17 protein-coding genes and 1 pseudogene are annotated in these 19,049 nt (G+C 58.4%); 8 read left to right on the forward strand and 10 right to left on the reverse strand.

Translation table 11 applies throughout. The features are described from left to right. The first annotated feature begins 146 nt into the window (after positions 1-146). Entirely contained in the window at positions 147-1,184 is a 1,038-nt protein-coding gene (locus ACWIKB_RS03910) for an alpha/beta hydrolase family protein (protein ID WP_475265411.1), read from the forward strand. Between the two features lie 126 nt (positions 1,185-1,310). Here the strand turns inward: ACWIKB_RS03910 and ACWIKB_RS03915 are convergent, their stop codons facing one another. Further along, positions 1,311-2,498, reverse strand: a complete 1,188-nt coding sequence (locus ACWIKB_RS03915; protein ID WP_475265412.1) for an MFS transporter — start codon at positions 2,496-2,498, stop codon at positions 1,311-1,313. Positions 2,499-2,716: 218 nt separating this feature from the next. Next, the gene (locus ACWIKB_RS03920; protein ID WP_475265413.1) at positions 2,717-4,306 is read right to left on the reverse strand and encodes an ABC-F family ATPase; all 1,590 of its coding nucleotides are present in this window, start codon (positions 4,304-4,306) and stop codon (positions 2,717-2,719) included. Between the two features lie 482 nt (positions 4,307-4,788). Between ACWIKB_RS03920 and lpxO the strand changes: the two genes are divergently transcribed. Then, positions 4,789-5,688, forward strand: coding sequence for a lipid A hydroxylase LpxO (gene lpxO, locus ACWIKB_RS03925; protein ID WP_475265414.1), 900 nt, complete (start codon positions 4,789-4,791; stop codon positions 5,686-5,688). Between the two features lie 116 nt (positions 5,689-5,804). Here the strand turns inward: lpxO and ligD are convergent, their stop codons facing one another. Both ligD and ku read right to left on the reverse strand, forming a co-directional pair. Then, complete coding sequence (gene ligD / locus ACWIKB_RS03930; RefSeq protein ID WP_475265415.1) at positions 5,805-8,315, reverse strand: DNA ligase D; 2,511 nt, start codon at positions 8,313-8,315, stop codon at positions 5,805-5,807. A gap of 33 nt (positions 8,316-8,348) precedes the next feature. Then, positions 8,349-9,224, reverse strand: a complete 876-nt coding sequence (gene ku / locus ACWIKB_RS03935; protein ID WP_475265416.1) for a non-homologous end joining protein Ku — start codon at positions 9,222-9,224, stop codon at positions 8,349-8,351. A 202-nt stretch (positions 9,225-9,426) separates the two neighbouring features. Here ku and ACWIKB_RS03940 point away from each other — a divergent pair, with 202 nt between their 5' ends. Next, positions 9,427-9,741 (forward strand): hypothetical protein, encoded by a 315-nt coding sequence (locus ACWIKB_RS03940; protein ID WP_475265417.1) that lies wholly within the window; start codon positions 9,427-9,429, stop codon positions 9,739-9,741. A gap of 51 nt (positions 9,742-9,792) precedes the next feature. Further along, positions 9,793-10,944, forward strand: coding sequence for a PQQ-dependent sugar dehydrogenase (locus ACWIKB_RS03945; protein ID WP_475265418.1), 1,152 nt, complete (start codon positions 9,793-9,795; stop codon positions 10,942-10,944). Positions 10,945-11,058: 114 nt separating this feature from the next. On the opposite strand, the gene rimI is transcribed toward ACWIKB_RS03945, so the two are convergent. Further along, positions 11,059-12,156 carry a ribosomal protein S18-alanine N-acetyltransferase gene (gene rimI / locus ACWIKB_RS03950; protein ID WP_475265419.1) on the reverse strand — a complete coding sequence of 366 codons (1,098 nt, stop codon included), beginning with the start codon at positions 12,154-12,156 and terminating at the stop codon, positions 11,059-11,061. Between the two features lie 92 nt (positions 12,157-12,248). Between rimI and ACWIKB_RS03955 the strand changes: the two genes are divergently transcribed. Beyond that, the gene (locus ACWIKB_RS03955; protein WP_475265420.1) at positions 12,249-13,823 is read left to right on the forward strand and encodes a RimK family protein; all 1,575 of its coding nucleotides are present in this window, start codon (positions 12,249-12,251) and stop codon (positions 13,821-13,823) included. 7 nt (positions 13,824-13,830) lie between these two features. After that, entirely contained in the window at positions 13,831-14,754 is a 924-nt protein-coding gene (locus tag ACWIKB_RS03960; RefSeq protein WP_475265421.1) for a magnesium transporter CorA family protein, read from the forward strand. Between the two features lie 127 nt (positions 14,755-14,881). Here ACWIKB_RS03960 and ACWIKB_RS03965 read toward each other — a convergent pair whose 3' ends face one another. Next, the gene (locus ACWIKB_RS03965) at positions 14,882-15,217 is read right to left on the reverse strand and encodes a DUF2834 domain-containing protein (RefSeq protein WP_475265422.1); all 336 of its coding nucleotides are present in this window, start codon (positions 15,215-15,217) and stop codon (positions 14,882-14,884) included. 338 nt (positions 15,218-15,555) lie between these two features. On the opposite strand from ACWIKB_RS03965, the pseudogene ilvA reads away from it, so the two are divergent. Then, positions 15,556-16,551, forward strand: a pseudogene (gene ilvA, locus ACWIKB_RS03970) (threonine ammonia-lyase, biosynthetic); the annotation flags it as partial. 31 nt (positions 16,552-16,582) lie between these two features. Here the strand turns inward: ilvA and ACWIKB_RS03975 are convergent. Together ACWIKB_RS03975 and eco are read right to left on the reverse strand one after the other, a co-directional pair. After that, positions 16,583-16,888, reverse strand: coding sequence for an NIPSNAP family protein (locus tag ACWIKB_RS03975; protein WP_475265423.1), 306 nt, complete (start codon positions 16,886-16,888; stop codon positions 16,583-16,585). A 143-nt stretch (positions 16,889-17,031) separates the two neighbouring features. Next, the gene (gene eco, locus ACWIKB_RS03980) at positions 17,032-17,514 is read right to left on the reverse strand and encodes a serine protease inhibitor ecotin (protein ID WP_475265424.1); all 483 of its coding nucleotides are present in this window, start codon (positions 17,512-17,514) and stop codon (positions 17,032-17,034) included. Between the two features lie 383 nt (positions 17,515-17,897). Here eco and ACWIKB_RS03985 point away from each other — a divergent pair, with 383 nt between their 5' ends. Then, complete coding sequence (locus ACWIKB_RS03985; RefSeq protein ID WP_475265854.1) at positions 17,898-18,167, forward strand: DUF1652 domain-containing protein; 270 nt, start codon at positions 17,898-17,900, stop codon at positions 18,165-18,167. Here the strand turns inward: ACWIKB_RS03985 and ACWIKB_RS03990 are convergent. Next, positions 18,164-18,559, reverse strand: a complete 396-nt coding sequence (locus tag ACWIKB_RS03990) for a hypothetical protein (RefSeq protein ID WP_475265425.1) — start codon at positions 18,557-18,559, stop codon at positions 18,164-18,166. The genes ACWIKB_RS03985 and ACWIKB_RS03990 overlap by 4 nt on opposite strands. Before the next feature lie 91 nt (positions 18,560-18,650). Then, complete coding sequence (locus ACWIKB_RS03995) at positions 18,651-18,920, reverse strand: DUF2790 domain-containing protein (protein WP_475265426.1); 270 nt, start codon at positions 18,918-18,920, stop codon at positions 18,651-18,653. Between the last annotated feature and the right edge of the window lie 129 nt (positions 18,921-19,049).

A 19,049-nucleotide genomic window follows, 5' to 3' on the forward strand; every position in this document is an offset into this window, starting at 1 on the left:
TTAGTTCTGGCCCAGGTTATGCAGTCGAGGGTTAACGTCCCCGTTCTGTATCGACCCTGATGGCCGTAAACACTGGCACAAGGCCGAGTCTTCGATAGTCGAAGCGTAACGGGCTTCCCGGTTATGTAACAAAGGTGGGGCATCCCATGGTGCGTCTTTGTGCAACGTTACTGATATGCCTGCTCAGCAGCCTGATTTCAGTGCACGCTGCGCCCGGGTTGCATTCTCACTGGAGCGTCGGTTATCACGAGATGACGTTCCTCGATCCGCTGGATTTGCAGCCGATGCGTGCCATCGCCTTTTATCCGTCCAGCGACAAGGATCACACCAGCAAACTCGAAGGCTACACCGTCGAGGCGGGTGAAGATGCCAGAGTCGCCATCGGGCGTTTCCCGATGTTGATGCTCTCCCACGGCAACGTCGGCACGCCGCTGGCCCTGCACGACCTCGCCACCTCGCTGGCCCGCAAGGGGTTTGTGGTCGTCGCGGTGATCCATCCCGGTGACAACTCCAAGGATCACAGCCGTCTCGGCACCTTGAGCAACTTGTACGGCCGACCTCTGCAAATTTCCGAAGCGATTACCGCGACCTTGGGCGATGCGATGCTCGCGCCATTCGTCAACGCCGACCAGGTGGGGGTGATTGGTTACTCGGCGGGCGGCGAAACGGCGTTGATTCTCTCCGGCGCCACGCCTGATCTGGATCGCCTGCGGCGCTATTGCCAGGAACGCCCGGATGACCGCGATGCCTGCAACACGCAGGGCGAATTGATTGTCGATCGTGATGATTTGCAGCCAGTGGCCGACCCGCGGGTCCATGCCTTGTTGCTGATGGCGCCGCTGAGCCTGAAATTCGGCCGCCATACCCTGGCCGACGTGCATGTGCCGGTACTGCTTTACAGCGGCGACGGCGACAAACTGGTGGCGTTCGACAAAAACGCCGCAGCACTGGCGCGCAAACTGCCGATCGCGCCGGACTTCAAGTTACTGGCCGGGGCAGGGCACTTTGTGTTTATGGCGCCGTGCAACGAAGAACAAATCATCGCCATGCCGGCGCTGTGCACTGATGCGGATGGCGTCGATCGCGAAGACATCCACCGCAACCTGATCTCCGAAGCGGGGCGATTCTTCTCCCATGCATTGGGCAAGCCGAGTCGGGCGGGGATGCAGACGGCTGATCAATAATCTAATCAACACCGCATCACCCCTGTGGGAGCGGGCTTGCTCGCGAAAGCGGTGTGTCAGTCAACATTGCATCGTCTGACCTGACGCCTTCGCGAGCAAGCCCGCTCCCACAGTGGATCGTGGTTGTCAGGCGATTGCGCGGCGTTTCAGTAGTAGCGTCAAGCCAAGGCCGGTGACGGACAACAACGCCGCACTAAAGAAAATCCACGAATACCCCAGGTTCAACGCCACCGCGCCCATCAGCGGTCCGGCAATCGCCAGCGCCAGATCAAAAAACACCGCATAAGCACTCAACCCCGCTCCACGGCTGGAGTTGGGCACCTGCTTGATCGCTTCAACCCCGAGTGCTGGATACACCAGCGACAGGCCGAATCCGGTCAGCCCGGCGCCGATCAACGCGTAACCGGTGGACGGCGCCAGCCACAGCAACATCAGGCCCACGGTCTCGATGGTCATGCAGGCGATGGCCGAAGTGAATCCGCCGAAACGGCTGATCGCAGAAATGAACAGCAGCCGCGACAAAATGAAACACACGCCGAACACCGTCAGGCAATACGCCGCGCCGGTCCAGCCACGGTTGAGGTAATACAGGGTAATAAAAGTAGTCAGGGTGCCGTAGCCGATGGACGCCAGGCTCAGGCTTGCGCCGAACGGCGCAATACGCCCGAACACTGCCCAGAACGGCAGACGCTCACCGCGAATCACCGGCACTGACGGTTTATTGCGGATCAACAACAGCGCTCCCAACGCCAGCACCGACAGGACAATCCCCAGGCTTTCAAAGCCGTAGTCGGCGACCATCACCACTCCCAGCGGTGCACCAATGGCAATCGCGCCATAGGACGCAATCCCGTTCCAGGAAATCGAACGCGCCGTGTGCTCGGCGCCGACCTGGCCCATGCACCAACTGATGGTGCCGACGCCGATCAAACCTTGGGCGATCCCCAACAACAGGCGGCCAGCAATCAGAATCAACAGGCTCAGCAACGGAAAGCTTTGCAGCAAGGTCGAGAGCAGCGTCAAAAGACCACTCAACACAATCCCCGACAAACCGTAAACGATTGCGCGCTTGGTGCCGACGCTGTCCGACATGCGCCCGGCCATCGGGCGGCTGAGCAGGGTGGCCAGGTATTGGCAGCCAATAGTCAGCCCCGCGATGATCGCGCTGAAACCCAGCTGTTCATGGACATAGCCCGGTATCACCGCAATCGGCAAACCGATGCAGAGGAAAGCAATAAAGGTATAGAAGACGATAGAGACGATCTGCAGGGTGATCGCCATGGAGCTTTGCGGGGGCAGTTGCTGCGCAGACATGAGGGCTCGTTCGCGGGCGGCGGTGGGAGAACTGCATCATGGCGTGGGCGGGAAATAAAAGGAAGCAGGCTAACGATAAGATCAAAAGATCGCAGCCTTCGGCAGCTCCTACTTTGGAATGCGTGCCCCGTAGGAGCTGCCGAAGGCTGCGATCCCTTGATCTTCAGGCAATAAAAAGCCCCGTCACAGGGACAGGGCTTTTCATTTCCAGCAGCTACTTAGAACACAACGCCCTGGCTACGCAGGTAATCATCATAAGTACCGCTGAAGTCGATCACACCGCTTGGGCTCAACTCGATAATACGGGTGGCCAACGACGATACGAACTCACGGTCGTGGCTGACGAAGATCAGCGTGCCCGGATAGTTCTCCAGCGCCAGGTTCAGCGCCTCGATGGATTCCATGTCCAAGTGGTTGGTCGGTTCGTCCATGATCAGCACGTTCGGCTTTTGCAGGATCAGCTTGCCGAACAGCATGCGACCTTGTTCACCACCGGAGATGACTTTGACCGACTTGAGGATCTCGTCGTTGGAGAACAGCATCCGGCCGAGGGTGCCGCGAACGATTTGCTCGCCGCCCTGGGTCCATTGGCCCATCCAGTCGAACAGGTTGCAGTCGTCTTCGAAGTCGTGCGCGTGGTCCTGGGCGTAGTAGCCCAGTTCTGCAGCATCGGTCCACTTCACGGTGCCAGCATCCGGGGTCAGTTCGTTGACCAGAGTGCGCAGCAGGGTGGTTTTACCGATACCGTTCGGGCCGATGATCGCCACGCGCTCGCCGGCTTCAACCACGAAGCTGAAATCCTTGAACAGCGTCTTGCCGTCGAAGCCTTTGGCCATTTGGTCAACGATGACCGCCTGACGGTGCAGCTTCTTGGTCTGTTCGAAACGGATGAACGGGCTGACACGGCTCGAAGGCTTGACCTCGGCCAGTTGGATCTTGTCGATCGCCTTGGCGCGGGAGGTCGCTTGCTTGGCTTTCGAGGCGTTGGCCGAGAAGCGGCTGACGAACGATTGCAGCTCGGAAATCTGAGCTTTTTTCTTGGCGTTGTCCGACAGCAATTGCTCGCGGGACTGGGTCGCCACGGTCATGTACTCGTCGTAGTTGCCCGGGAACAGACGCAGCTCGCCGTAATCCAGGTCAGCCATGTGGGTGCACACACTGTTCAGGAAGTGACGGTCGTGAGAGATGATGATCATCAGGCTGGAGCGCTGGGTCAGAATGTTTTCCAGCCAGCGGATGGTGTTGATGTCCAGGTGGTTGGTCGGTTCGTCGAGCAACAGCACTTCAGGATCGGAGAACAGCGCCTGCGCCAGCAATACGCGCAGTTTCCAGCCAGGGGAAACCTCGCTCATCGGGCCGAAGTGCTGCTCGATGCCGATACCCAGGCCCAGCAACAGTTCACCAGCGCGGGATTCGGCGGTGTAGCCGTCCATTTCGGCGAACTCGGTTTCCAGCTCGGCCACGGCCATGCCGTCTTCTTCGGTCATTTCCGGCAGCGAGTAGATGCGATCGCGCTCGGCCTTGACCTTCCACAGCTCTTCGTGACCCATGATCACGGTGTCGATCACGGTGAATTCTTCGTAGGCGAACTGGTCCTGGCGCAATTTACCCAGACGCACGTTCGGCTCAAGCATGACCTGGCCGCCGGACGGCTCGAGATCGTCACCGAGGATTTTCATAAAGGTCGACTTGCCGCAACCGTTGGCGCCGATCAGGCCGTAGCGGTTGCCCGCTGCGAATTTAACCGAAACGTTCTCGAATAACGGCTTGGCGCCGAACTGCATCGTGATGTTAGCTGTAGAGATCAAAGGTTTTTCCTGCGAAGCATTCAGAGTAGCTAGGGGTGCGGCAGTACCGATTCAGTACCCGGTTCCGGTTTTCAAACCACGGGAAATGCATCCCGGTCAGAAGCGGAAGGTCCATCTGGCAATAAGTGGACAGCAGCAATGGAGCGCTTGGCCCGAGTCGAAGTGCGCTGAGGCGGGGTTCATTCCCGTCATCAACCAAGGGGGGCGCGTAATGTTTGGCGGCGATTGTACTGGTCTGGCTCTTTAAACGATAGGGCGTTGAGCCTGCGCGGGCACTTTGGTGGCATCAGCGGACAGATTTTCACATCTGGATGCTAACTATTTGTTACAAACCGTGGCTAAAATGCCATCTATTCACCCGATGCCGCTATTGGCAAGGGCTCAAGGACGTGCCACCGGGACCGCTGTTTCGTATTCAGACACTGCGCCAGACCGCTTGGCCGGCTGCGCAGTTTGTTCACTTCTGACGTGTGACGATTGCCGTGAAACTCATCATTGCCGCTATTTATGTTGTCTCCATCGCGTACGTTCACCTGCGCGGGCGCGTGCGCCACAAACTGGGCCGCCAACTGAGCGATCACTCGACGTTTCTGGCGCCGGTCAATTGCTTCCTTTATATGTTCTCCAAACTCCCGAGCAAGCCTTACCTCAACCCGGCGGACTTCCCGGACCTGAGCCCGTTGCAGGCCCACTGGGAAGAAATCCGCGCCGAAGGGCAGAACCTGCTCCGGGCCGGGGAGATCAAGCGCTCGAATCAATACGATGATGTGGGTTTCAACTCGTTCTTCAAAAGCGGCTGGAAGCGTTTCTATCTGAAGTGGTACGGCGACAGCCATCCTTCCGCCGAAAAACTCTGCCCGCGTACCACCGAACTGGTGCAAAGCATCGGCTCGATCAAGGCTGCCATGTTCGCCGAGTTGCCGCCGGGTTCCAAACTGGTGCGCCACCGCGACCCGTATGCCGGTTCCTACCGTTATCACCTGGGTCTGGAAACACCGAACGATGCCGGTTGCTACATCAACGTCGATGGCGAGAACTACCACTGGCGCGACGGTGAAGCGGTGATGTTCGACGAAACGTTCATTCATTACGCGGAAAACACCACGGATCAGAACCGCATCATCCTGTTTTGCGACGTCGAGCGGCCGATGAAGTACCGCTGGGCGGCGGCGTTCAACAGTTGGTTCAGTCGTAATGTGATGTCGGCGGCGGGCGCACCGAATGATGCGGGCGACAAGACGGGCGGCATCAACCGTTTGTTTACCAAAATCTACAAGGTCCGGTTGCGGGGTAAGGAGCTGAAGAAGCGTAACCGTACCCGGTACTACCTTGAGAAGTGGGCGATTTTTGGTGGGTTGTTGGCGGTTTTCGTATTGATCTGAGTTTTTGCGCCAAGCCGGAGGGCCCCTTCGCGAGCAAGCCCGCTCCCACAGGGGAATGCATTCCAAATGTGGGAGCGGGCTTGCTCGCGAAGAGGCCTGTACAGTCAACACATCAACTATGGCTTTGTACCCCCCAACTGCCTCCACATCTTCGCCGTTATCTTCTGCCGATTCGCATACCCCGCCCACGGATCCTCTTTCAACCCCTCCAACCGCTCCAGCAAATTGGCCACGGTCCATTCCTGTGAGCCATGCAGCGCCGTCAATTCATCCCGAGCAATCGGCACCGACACCGGCAACCCCGGCCGCGCTCGCACCGAATACGCCGACACCGTACTGGCGCCGCGGGTGTTGCGCAGGTAATCGACGAAGATCTTGCCGACCCGGTTTTTCGGGCCCATGGTGGCGGTGATCCGTTCCGGCAGTTGTTGCGCCATAAACTGCGCGATGGCTTTGGCGAACGCCTTGACCGTGTCCCAGTCATCCTTGCGCGCCAGCGGCACGATGATGTGCATGCCTTTGCCGCCGCTGGTTTTCAGGAACGCCGCAAGACCCAGTTCATCGAGCACCGACAAGGTCAATTGCGTCGCCTCGACCATGCTTTTCCACGGCAGCGCCGGATCGGGGTCGAGGTCGAGGATAAACAGGTCTGGGGTTTCAATCTTGTCCGTGGTCGCGCCCCAGGTATGCAACTCGATCGTGCCCATTTGCGCGGCCCCGATCAGTGCCTGAACGGTGTCGATTTCCATCAGGCGCGCGTGGCCAAGGTCGATATTCGGGTCCAGGTGCTTGATATTGGGAATCGCCAGGCGCTCGGCGTGTTTCTGGAAGAACTGTTCGCCCTCGACACCTTCCGGCGCCCGCAACAACGACACCGGCCGGTCGCGCAGGAATGGCAGAATCCACTTGCTGATACCTTCATAGAACTGCACCAGTTCCAGTTTCTGCGTGCCGCTGTCCTTGTCGATGACACGGTCGGGATGCGTGATCTTGACCCCGGCGACGGTGCTGTCCTTGCTGCTGGTTTTCGTCGTGCTCACGGGCTTGCTCGCCTTGGGGGATTGCGCCTGTTCACGAACAATCTCTGTGGCCGGTTTATCGGTGCGCATGGCGATGAACGCTGCTTGCCGGACCACGCCTTCGCGGGTCCATTCGGCAAATTCGGCCTCGCACACCTGCGTCGGCTCGACCCAGTGCACGCCCCGAGCCTGAGCGGCGGTCAATGGCTTGGCCAACGGAGAAGTCTTGCGTTCGATCTTCTGCAATTGCCCATGGAACGACTTGAGGTTGGCCTGATTGAAACCGGTGCCGACACGCCCGGCGTAAACCAGGCCGTCATCGTCGTAGACACCCAGCAACAGGGCGCCGAAACCGCTGCGCGAACCTTGCGGCGCGGTATAGCCAATGATCACGAACTCCTGACGCAAGCGGCATTTGAGCTTGATCCAGTCCGGGCTGCGTCGTGACACGTAAGGGCTGCCGGCACGCTTGCCGATGACGCCTTCCAGCGACAGCGCGCATGCACTTTCGATGATGTCTTGATGTTTGGCCGTAAAGGCCTCGGAGAAGCGCAGGATTTGCCGGGACTTGCGACCCAAGGCTTTCTTCAGCGCGGCCCGGCGGTCTTCCACCGGCAATTCCCGCTGGTCGATGCCGTGCAGAAACGGCGCGTCGAACACAAAATAAATGATGTCCACGGAGCGGCCGATTTCAAAGGCGTTCTGCAACCCCTGAAAGTCTGGAAAGCCTTTGTCGTTCAGCACCACCACTTCGCCATCGAGCCAACTGCCGTCTAGCTTCATTTCGGCCAGGGCCTTGGCCTGCAACGGTAGCTTGGCGGTCCAGTCGTGGCCGTTACGGGTCAGCAGCCGTACTTCGCCGTTGTCGATGCGAGCGAGAATCCGGTAGCCGTCGAACTTGATCTCATAGAGCCAATCCCCGGCCGGGGCTTTTTCCATCAGCGTGGCCAGTTGTGGGCTGAACGCTTTTGGCAGGGTGGTCGGTTTGGCTTTGACGGCTTTAGGCTTTTTCGCGGCTGTCTTCTTGGTTTTATTGCCCACGGTCGCATCGCTCAGCACGCTTTTTGGCAGCTCGGCAACCACGTCGAATTCGCTGATCGGCCGCGCCTGTTGATCCTTTTCCTTGATCAGCAGCCATTGTTCCTTGTCGCCGCTGCCGCGCAGATGGGTACGCACCAGCGCCCAGTCACCGGACAGCTTTTCGCCGATCAGGGTGAACTTCAGTTTGCCGGCCTTGTAGGTTTCCTGCGGGTCACCAATCGGTTGCCAGACACCATGGTCCCAGACAATCACATCCCCGGCGCCGTACTGGCTCTCGGGGATACTGCCCTCGAACGTGCCATAACTGATGGGGTGGTCTTCGACGTGCACCGCCAGGCGCTTTTGCGTCGGATCGAGGCTCGGGCCTTTGGGCACGGCCCAGCTTTTCAGGGCGCCGTCGAGTTCCAGGCGAAAGTCGTAATGCAGGTTGCGCGCATCGTGTTTCTGGATCACGAAACGCAGGGCCGAGGCGGTTTTTTTGCCGCGTTTGGCTGGTGCCGATTCGGGTGGTTCCGAGGTGATCTCGAAGTTGCGTTTGCGCGTGTACTCACTTACCGGTTTAGCCATGGCGAACTACCTTGCGCTGCGAGTCTCGGGCCGTCAGCCACGAGAGCTCTTCGTGGCTTTTTTCGCCGGGGCCGGTTTGGCGGCGGCTTTGCGCGGTTTGGCCGCTGGTTTTCCGGCGGCCTTGCCGCCGAGGCTGCGTTTAAGCAATTCGGTCAAATCGATAACATCGGCGGTTTTACGTTCCTCTTCGCCGGAGGTGCTCTCGACGTCTTCGATTTTGCCCTCATGGGCCTTTTTCTCGACCAGGGCCATGATCTTGTCTTCGAAGCTGTCGCGGTAATCTTCCGGTTTCCAGTCTGCGCTCATGTCCTCGACCAGACGCTTGGCCATGTCCAGTTCACCCTTGGCCAGCTCGGGTTTGGTCACTTCACTGCCCAGCTCCAACTCATCCAGGCTGCGCACTTCCGCCGGCCAGCGCAGCATCACCAACACCATCGCCGACTCCAGTGGCATCAGCGCCGCCAAGTGTTGACGGGTATGCAGCACGACATGGGCGAGGGCAACCTTGTTGGTTTTGCTCAGGGTTTCACGCAGCAGCGCATAAACCTTGCCACCGCGTTTGTCCGGCGCCAAGTAGTAGGGTGTGTCGATGTTTTGCAGCGGGATCTGCTCGCTATCGACAAAGGCAAAGATGTCGATGGTCTGTGTCGACAACGGGTGCGCCGAGCGGATTTCCTCTTCGCTGAGCACCACATAACGACCTTTTTCGTAGGCCACGCCTTTGACGATGTGCTCCTTGGTGACTTCCTTGCCGGTGACCTTGTTGACGCGTTTGTAGCCCACCGGGTCCATGCTGCGGCTGTCGAGCCAGTCGAAATCCACCCCATGGGATGAAGTCGCCGACACCAGTGCCACAGGGATGTGCACCAAGCCAAAACTGATTGCGCCTTTCCAGATTGCCCGGGCCATCGTCGTCTACTCGCAAGTGATGATCAGGTGACCTATAGCCCGGCGCAAAAGTTTCAGCGGCTTGCGCCCAAGCCCTGCGGGTGGATCAGCGGTGCGGTAAACGGGTGTTACATCTGTGAAGGAGGTTTCAGTTAACAAATCCGAACCTCGGGCGTAGCGTGGTATCGAACACTCTATTCCCGTATCCGTAGAGAGGCTCCCCATGAACCGATTTTTGTTCGGCTGCACCGTGTTGGCCTTGAGCGGTTTGCTCGGCCCGGTGGCCCTGGCCCAGAGCCCAACCGGTAGCAGCAATAACAATCCCTACAACAGCCCGATTCACCGGGCCAACCCCAACAGCATGCAAGGCACGCAGCCGGCCACCCGGCAACCGACGTTCGCCCCCGTGCCGCGTCCGCCAACCGTGGAAAACGGCGGCATCGGCAACCGTTATCCGCAGGACAAGCCGGCACCCAGCACACCACCGAAATTCGTTCCCAACCCACCACTAAGGGACTCGGACAGCAGCAACCGTTGAACGGCAGGATTGAGTTTCTGTCAGCCATTCGAACGACAAAAGGAAGCGTGCATGTTGCGTAAAACCCTCCTGGCCACCTTCTGCGCCAGCGCACTGATCACCGCCGCGGCGCCTGTTTTCGCGGCACCCACCCAGGAACTGAAAAGCGAGCAAGGCACCCTTGAGGTCACGCCGATTACCAAGGGCCTGGAACATCCGTGGGCCCTGGCATTTCTGCCGGATCGCCAAGGCATACTGGTAACCGAGCGGCCCGGCAACCTGCGGGTAATCACCGCCGATGGCAAGCGCTCGGCGCCTATCAACGGCGTGCCTAAGATCTGGGCCAAGGGGCAGGGCGGTTTGCTCGATGTGGTGCTATCGCCGGACTTCAAGCAGGACCGCATGGTGTATCTGTCCTACGCCGAAGGTGGCGGTGAGGGCGACAAGGCCGGGACTGCAGTGGGGCGCGGGCGTTTGTCCGACGACCTGACTACCCTCAAGGATTTCAAGGTGATCTTCCGCCAGGAGCCGAAGCTCTCCGTTGGTAACCATTTTGGCTCGCGACTGGTGTTCGACCGTGACGGTTATCTGTTCATCACCCTCGGCGAAAACAATGACCGCATGACCGCCCAGGACCTCGACAAGCTGCAAGGCAAAGTCGTGCGGATCTACCCGGACGGCAAGGTGCCGGACGACAACCCCTTTGTCGGTCAGGCGGGTGTCCGCCCCGAGATCTGGTCCTACGGCCATCGCAACCCTCAGGGCCTGGCGCTGAATCCGTGGAGCGGGACGATTTGGGAAAACGAGCACGGTCCCAAGGGTGGCGACGAGATCAACGTAATTGAACGCGGCAAGAATTACGGTTGGCCACTGGCAACCAACGGCATCAACTATTCTGGCGATCCAATCCCGGAAGCCAAAGGCAAGACCGCCGAAGGCACCGTGCCGCCGCACCATGTCTGGGAAGTCTCTCCCGCTATCAGCGGCATGGCGTTCTACGACGCCGATCGTTTCAAGCCATGGCAACACAACGTGTTTATCGGGGCGTTGGCGAGTCAGGAACTGATCCGGTTGCAGTTCGATGGCGACAAAGTGGTGCATGAAGAACGCTTGATGGGCGAGCTCAAGGCGCGGATCCGCGATGTCCGGCAGGGGCCGGATGGGTATCTGTATGTGCTGACGGATGAGGATGATGGCGCGTTGTACAAAGTCGGGTTGAAGTAGGGCAAAGAGCAAAGATCGCAGCCTTCGGCAGCTCCTATATGGATCTGCGTACTTTTGTAGGAGCTGCCGAAGGCTGCGATCTTTTGATCTTGCTTTTATCCGGCCCGCGCAGACTCAACTGCGGGCATATAAAATCACCGCCGCCCGCAACTTCCCCCGACCAAAACTGCACATCTTCTCAAACTCCCCATGGCTCACCGGCAAATGCTGGCAATCCATTGGCTGACGATGCTGGCTGTGATCCACATCCGGGTCGTGCAAGTAGACAAACTCTTCATCGCAATCCGTCACCATCACCCAATGCGGCGCCTTGGAACGAGTCAGGCGATAGCTGCTGATCAGCACCAGCGGCTGACCGCCATCCCCCAGCAGCCTCGGCAAATCCAGCGGCCCACCAATCACCCGTTCAACATCGGTGTCTTGCAACTGCGTGGTGAACTCTTCGTGCACCAAGCGCATTACGTCCTTTTTATGCTCATCGCGCACGCCATCGAGAAACAACGGCCCGGCCATGCTCAGTTGCAGTCGCACACGAAACCCACGCCGCCACGCCGCCAGCGCCAGGCCCTGCGGGCTGCAACCACCGTGGCCCGAGGTCATGAACACCGTGGTCGCCTCACGCCAGATTTGCAGCTCTTCCCGACGTTCCAGCAAACGCTCCTGTTGTAACGCGCCCATGGCCATCAGCAAACAGGCCGGGCCGCAGGTGAAGTCGGTGGTCTGGCGATACCAGGGCACTTGGATATTGCGCGAATCGCGGTGCTGCAGGATGCGTTTCTCCAGCCGCAGCGCATCGGCGTGGTCCTGGTAATAGTCATGAATCAGCGCGAAATGCCGGTAACCATTGCGCTCATACAAGGCAATTGCCGCCGGGTTGTCGAGGCGCACCTCAAGTCGCAGATAGGCGCAATCGTGCTCCAGGGCGCAGGCTTCGATCCGCTCCAGCAATTGTTTGCCTAAGCCATTGCCCCGGGCATCTGCAGCGATGGCAATCGAATACAACCGCGCCAGCGACGTGCCCCGGTGGAACAGCACCACGGCGTAGCCGACCAGTTGCTCCCCGTATTGGGCGACCAGCAACTGCCCATGGGCGCGCGTGATCATCCACTGAAAGCTGCGACTGGTGAGCCGATCCGTGGTGAAACATTGCTCTTCAAGTTTGAGCAGCGCCGGTAAGTCTTCAACTACCGCCAAGCGAAAGACAGGATTCATATGACCGCCGTAAAAGTTGCGTAACGAAACGGGACTTTCGAAAAAGTTCGTGCTTAATAGGAAAGGTCTTGTTCTCCAACGGATCAATCACTATGTCAGCGGTACAAGGTCATTGGCGCGAAGTATCCGAGCAAACTTTGCCGGCAGCAACTTATTTAAATGACGCGGTCAGAACTTCAAGTCAGTTGATTATCATCGTCGAACGCAAGGAAGACTGGGCGTCGTATTTCCCCAGTGAAGACATCGTCACGGCCCAGGAATACCTGGAACAAACCCGCGACAACGAACAGGGCAAACGCGTCCAGGTGATCAACCTGTGCCGCAGCTACAAGTACTTGGGGCACGGCTACTACTGCTCGCTGCTGGCCGAGGCCCGGGGGCACAAGGTGATTCCGTCGGTGCGGACGATCAGCGAGCTGACGCGTAAATCCCTTTACGGCCTGGCCCTGGATGACCTGGATAAGCCGCTGGAAAAAGCCCTCAGCAATCATCTCTACAGCGACACTGAAGGCTTTACCCTGACCCTGTATTTCGGCAAAACCAATATCGAACCCTTACAGGATCTGGCGCGACAGTTATTTGAAGTGTTCCCGTGTCCGATTTTGTTAGTTGAGTTTCGACGAACTAACGGCTGGCACATTGAAGGTGTAAAGTCCGGTGCATTGCATAAGTTGCGCGAAGATCAGGAAGATCAGTTTGCCAACTCTCTGGACAGTTTCAGCCGCAAGATCTGGCGCGTGCCGCGCTCGCGGCGTTTGGCCCGCTATGATCTGGCTATCCTGCATGACCCGCAAGAAACTCTGCCGCCGTCCAACGCCAAAGCCCTGGATAATTTCGTCCGGGTCGGCAAAACCCTGGGCATCGACGTCGAACTGATCGAGCGCAAGGACTACGCGCGCATCGCCGAATACGACGGGCTGCTGATCCGCGAGACGACAAGCGTCGATAACCATACCTACCGCTTCGCCAAGAAAGCCGAGAGCGAAGGGCTGGTGGTGATGGACGACCCGGCGTCGATCCTGCGCTGCACCAACAAGGTCTACCTGACCGACCTGCTGAAAAGCCATCAACTCGGCATGCCTGCTACCGAAATCCTCTACAAGGAACGACCGGAGGACTTCGAGCGGGTCGGCGAGCGCTTGGGTTTTCCGCTGGTGTTGAAGATTCCCGACGGCTGTTTCTCCCGGGGTGTGATCAAGGTCGAAAGCCAGCAAGCCTTGCTCGAAGCCACCGCTGAATTGTTTGAACACTCGGTACTGCTGCTGGCCCAAGAATTCTTCTACACCGAGTACGACTGGCGCATCGGTGTGCTTAACCGCAAACCGATCTTTGCCTGCCAATATTTCATGTCCAAGGGCCATTGGCAGATCTACAACCACAAGGCCAAGGGCCAGGACATCAACGGCGAATGTCGCACCCTGGCAGTCCACGAAGCGCCGCGCGCAGTAGTGGAACTAGCGGTGAAGACCGCTAATTTGATCGGCGATGGCCTCTACGGCGTCGATCTCAAGCAGTCCGGCGACAAAGTGGTGGTGATTGAGGTCAACGACAACCCGAACATGGACGCCGGCATCGAAGACGCTTATTTGCAGGACGATTTGTACTCGTTGGTACTGGAAGAGTTCGTGCGCCGCCTGGAGCTCAAACGCCGCGGTCAGGCCTGGTGAGCGGCCGATGATCAAGAGTTTTCAACTGACCCACGGTGCCCTGCACAAAATCGAGCGACTGGACGCCGAAGTGATGCTGTTCAGCAACCCTGATGCCGCTGAGCGGGACCTGCTGCACAGCCATTACAAACTCGATGAACACGCCCTGGCCTCGGCCCTGGACCCCGACGAGGTGTCGCGCATCGAGTTTCACCCCGACAACCTGTTCCTGATCTGGAAACGCCCGGAAAACTATTCCGGCGCCGGCAGCCTGGCCTTCGAGGTGTCGTCCTGCGGCTTGCTGTTCTCGCCGGGCCGCTTGCTGGTGATCGCCACCGACGATTCGCCGCTGCATGGCCTCGGCACCCGCCAGCGGCTCAACACGCCGCTGGATGTATTGCTGGATTTATTGTTCAACAACATCCATCACTACTTGGGCCACCTGAAGGTGATCAAACTGGTTGCCCGGGAGTTGCAGCAAAAATTCAATGCCTCGATGGAAAACCAGCATCTGATCCAGATGTTCAACCTCAGCGAGAGCCTGATCTATTACATCAACGCGATCCACAGCAACGGCGCCGTACTGACCCGACTGCGCAACCACGCGGAAAAGGAGCACTTCAGCGCCGAGGCCATCGGACTGATCGACGACCTGATCATCGAAAACAACCAGTGCTACAAACAGGCGGAAATCTATTCCACGGTGTTCTCCGGGCTGATAGATGCCCGGGGCAACCTGATGAACAACAGCATGAACAACCTGCTGCGCAAACTGACGCTGATCAACGTGGTGTTTTTGCCGCTGAATCTGATTGCCAGTATTGGCGGCATGTCCGAGTTCAGCATGATGACAGCGGGGACGCCGTGGTGGGTGTCGTATCCGTTGTTCCTGACGGCGATGATGATTGGGGCAGGGGTGATGGTGCTGGGGCTCAGGCGGTTGGCTAAGTAGTTTGGGTGACTGTCAGGCCGCCTTCGCGAGCAGGCTCGCTCCCACAGGGGATTTGTGAACACCACAGAATCAATGTGGGAGCGAGCTTGCTCGCGATAGCGATCCCAACAACACTGCTAATACCGGATCAGGCCTCTTGAACTGACCTGACCGAATCTTTGCGCTCCTGAAGCCCTCGAACCACCAAATACACCAACGGCCCAACCGACACAAAAACAGCAGTTAGCAACAGATAGGGAATCACTGACCACACCGAATGGCCACGCTTAAGTGCATCCCGGTACATCCAAACCCCGGCCAGCGTCGCCAGCAGATAAAGATCAATCACCACCTGCGCCGTATCCGGCCGTGACATCAGGCTGATCCCAAACTCAATCAACGACTGCTCCGCCTGGAGCATCACCGAAACGGTGTAGCCGGCAAACGCGATCAAGGCAATCAGGGGCAGGGCGACAGATTTCATGGTTTCCTTCCTTGGGGACAATGAACAGAATTGCCAGCCTATAGAGGCCCGACAAAATTGGCCATTGACTTGCCACCAACGCCCGGCTAATTTCGAGCCATGACTTCCACCGTATTGCGCTGCCAGCCAAGCATTATTACCGCCATTCCTTATTTGGCGGGCTAGCTCACGACTGCAGCACCCAACCCGCCCTAGAGGCGGGTTTTTACTTTCTGTCTCCTGGGTTTTGAACCGGAACACGCCCGGCGTAGGAGCTGCCGAAGGCTGCGATCTTTGTTTTTCAAAATCAAAAGATCGCAGCCTTCGGCAGCTCCTACGCCGGGCGGGTATGACAGGAGATGAGTATGAACAGCGCCACCGCCCAGCAAACCTTGCTTGAGCATTACGTGAAAAAGATCCTCGCCGCGCCGGTGTATGAGCTGGCGGTGCGCACGCCGCTGCAACCGGCACCGGCGCTGTCCGAGGCGCTGGGCAATCAGATCCTGCTCAAGCGCGAAGACCTGCAGCCGACCTTTTCTTTCAAGATTCGCGGTGCCTACAACAAGCTGGTGCAGCTCAGCGAGGAGCAAAAGGCTCGCGGCGTGATCACCGCTTCTGCCGGCAATCATGCCCAGGGCGTGGCACATGCAGCCCGTCAGTTGGGGATCACCGCGACCATCGTCATGCCTTGCACCACGCCCGAGCTGAAAGTGCTCGGCGTGCGCAGTCGTGGCGCCGATGCGGTGCTGCATGGCGAGAGTTTTCCGTTTGCCCTGGAATATGCCCTGAGCCTGGCGCAGCAAACCGGTCGCACCTTTGTCTCGCCGTTCGACGACCCGGACGTGATTGCCGGGCAGGGCACCGTCGCCATGGAAATCCTTCGTCAACACCAAGGGCCGCTGGACGCAATCTTCGTACCGGTGGGGGGCGGAGGCCTGATCGCAGGCATCGCCGCGTACGTCAAATACCTGCGCCCTGAAGTGCGCATCATCGGCGTCGAATCGGAACATTCCGCGTGCCTGCACGCTGCGCTGCAGGCTGGTGAGCGGGTGACCCTGCCCAATGTCGGCACCTTCGCCGATGGCGTGGCGGTGGCGCAGATCGGCGCTTATGGTTTCGAGGTTTGCCGGTTTTGTGTTGATGAAGTCATCACCGTCAGCAATGACGAACTGTGCGCGGCGATCAAGAATATCTACGACGACACTCGCTCAATCACCGAGCCTTCCGGCGCCTTGGCTGTGGCCGGGATCAAGAAGTACGTGGCTCAGACCGGCGCTCAAGGTCAGACACTGGTGGCCATCGACTCGGGCGCCAATATCAATTTCGACAGCCTGCGCCATGTCGCCGAGCGCGCCGCTGCTTGTGGTGTGCCGGCGTGAGTGCAGGTCAGGACAACATCGGGCGCAGGAACGTGCGCTCGTAGCTGACGATGAACTTCTTCTCCACCAGCGAGGCCACCAGGGCCGTACTTTCCGGGTCGGTCATCGCGATATGGCGGTAGCTTTCATAGTCCGCCAGCGAAGGAAAACTGAACAGGCAATAGGCGATATTGCTCGCGCCCTCGGACGGCAGGAAGTAGCCGTGGTGAGTACCGCCCAAGCGCTCGACGATACCGAGCCAGGCCTGGGCGTAGGCTTCGAACTCGGGCAGTTGATACGGATCGATCACATATTTGACGTGGCAGGTAATCAAAAGGCAGCTCCCGTAGCTGTTGTTAAACACATTCCCCTTGTGGGAGCGGGCTTGCTCGCGAAGGGGCCGTCACATTCAACATTGATGGTGACTGGCACGCCGCCTTCGCGAGCAAGCCCGCTCCCACAGGGAATTGCGGTGGCTTATTCCTGAACAGCTTTCTCAACCTTGTTCGATGCCGTCCAGATCCGATAACGAACCTCAACGTCCTTGGGCACATACAGCACAATTGGCAACTTGCTGTTATAGCGCAACATGAACCCGTCACCGACCACCGGCACAAAGTCCTTTTTAGTCTTGCCATCAGGACAAGCCATCATCGTGCTCATGGGGCCGATAACCTTTTCCAGCCGATAGAACGGATAACCCCAGCCTTCCAGATTTTTCTCTTCCAGTATCCCGCCCAGGCGCTGACGATTACAGTCCACGGTCAACGTCTTGCCGGCCAAAATCTCTACTTGATAAGCGTCTTCCTGGGTTTGTGGCGCCAGGTGGATAACCTGACGAGTGAAACCGCTCTCGGCTTTGGGAAACGGCGCAACCTCTTCAAGTTTCGCGGCGTGCGCTGTGCCCGCCAGCCCGGCAAAAAACAGCCCGACGGTAGTGCTTAAGGTCAAAGAACCCATGATGCCTCCTTGCGTGTGAGTGGGGTCGGCGGATACTGAAACAGCCTGCTCGCATTTTTACTGCCGTGTGTGGGTAATGCAAATCCGCGCCCGACGTTTGCAAATTGCAGGGCTGAAACCAGCCTTTCTTGCATATTGCATGAGGCCCTCGGCTGGCATCTTCGCTAAACCTTTGATTTGCCGACGAGATGCAGAGCGGAATTCCGGGCATGTTTTATGCTGTAGCTGTCTTAAGCTGGCCGACGATTTTTACGAGCCAGCGTTGCTACGAGAGAACGGTCAAGTCATGGAGTATTCAGGCCCGCAAGGACGACAAACGGGTCACTCCGACACCGACCGATATTTATGTTGATTGGCAGTCTCATATTAAGGAGAGGGTCGCCATGTTTCTTTCTGCCTTGGAACTTCGCAATATCATTGAAAGCAGCTTCTTGCCGAAGCGCTGTCAATGCACGCTATCGCCGGACCTGTCGATGACCGTGAAAGTGTATGCCGACACACAAACCGATCAACTTGATCTGTTGGTGACCGGCATCAACGCCAAACGCTTGAATGGTTGTCGAGAAATCAACGACCTGATTGCCGAACTTCGTTCAGACATGCAGCACAGGGCCGCCATTCAGCCTTTGCACATGGACCGAAAAGCGCTCTAACCCACAGTTTCAAGTTCTACCGAGGCGCGCCGGGTCTGGACAAATCCCAGACCCAGCGCCACTTCAACTCCGACAGCCAGCAAAATGCCTGGCCCGGCATGGCCATTCAGCCATTCGCCGAAGCCCAGTGCTGCCAGCCCCCAACAGCCAACAATAAAACCGTTGCTCAGCGCACTGCGAGTAGCGGACGGCGCCTCGTTGCGAACCAGATAAAACATCACCCCCAGCGCCGCAAACAGCACCGCGCTACGCCGCGCGACCAATCCCGCCGCCGACGAATACTCGATGCTCCAGATCGCCAGCAACCGATCCGGCAGCAAGCCCCATACCAACGTCAATGCGAAACACAGCGCGGCGGTGAATATCGACAAAGTACGAAACGATAACTGCATGGCGAATCCTTGCGGCAGTGAGGGAGGCGCTCAAAGCATAGCGCCAGAACCCTCACAGGAAAACCGCAAAGCGCCGAATCAGAGCCTTCTGTCAGTTCTGATAACTGCAGGCGTCAGACAATTTCCGATAGGTGATTTCTGAAGGCTTGCCCGTGGCGCTGTCGATGTACTTCATGTCCGCCTTGACCACTTTGCAGTCCATGGTCGAAGGCTCGGTCAAGGCGATGACTTTGCCCACATGCAGCGGCATGCCGTATTGGTAAGGCACGGCCTGAGAGGTCGAAGTGTCAGCGGCTTGGGCCAGGCCGGCGAATGCGGTGCAGGCGAGGGCGGTGGTGATCAGCAATGTGCGCATGTTCATGGAGGTTCTCCGGTGCAGGCTTGAAGTCAGCTCGATGTGAAAGCGTCGAACTTGCCGCACTGGGCATCAGGAGTGCCTGAAGGCGTGCGGTCCCGTACAGGTTTGGACCGCGGGGTTAAGCGATGGTTA

It is taken from the genome of Pseudomonas sp. 5Vm1k (genome assembly GCF_056161485.1).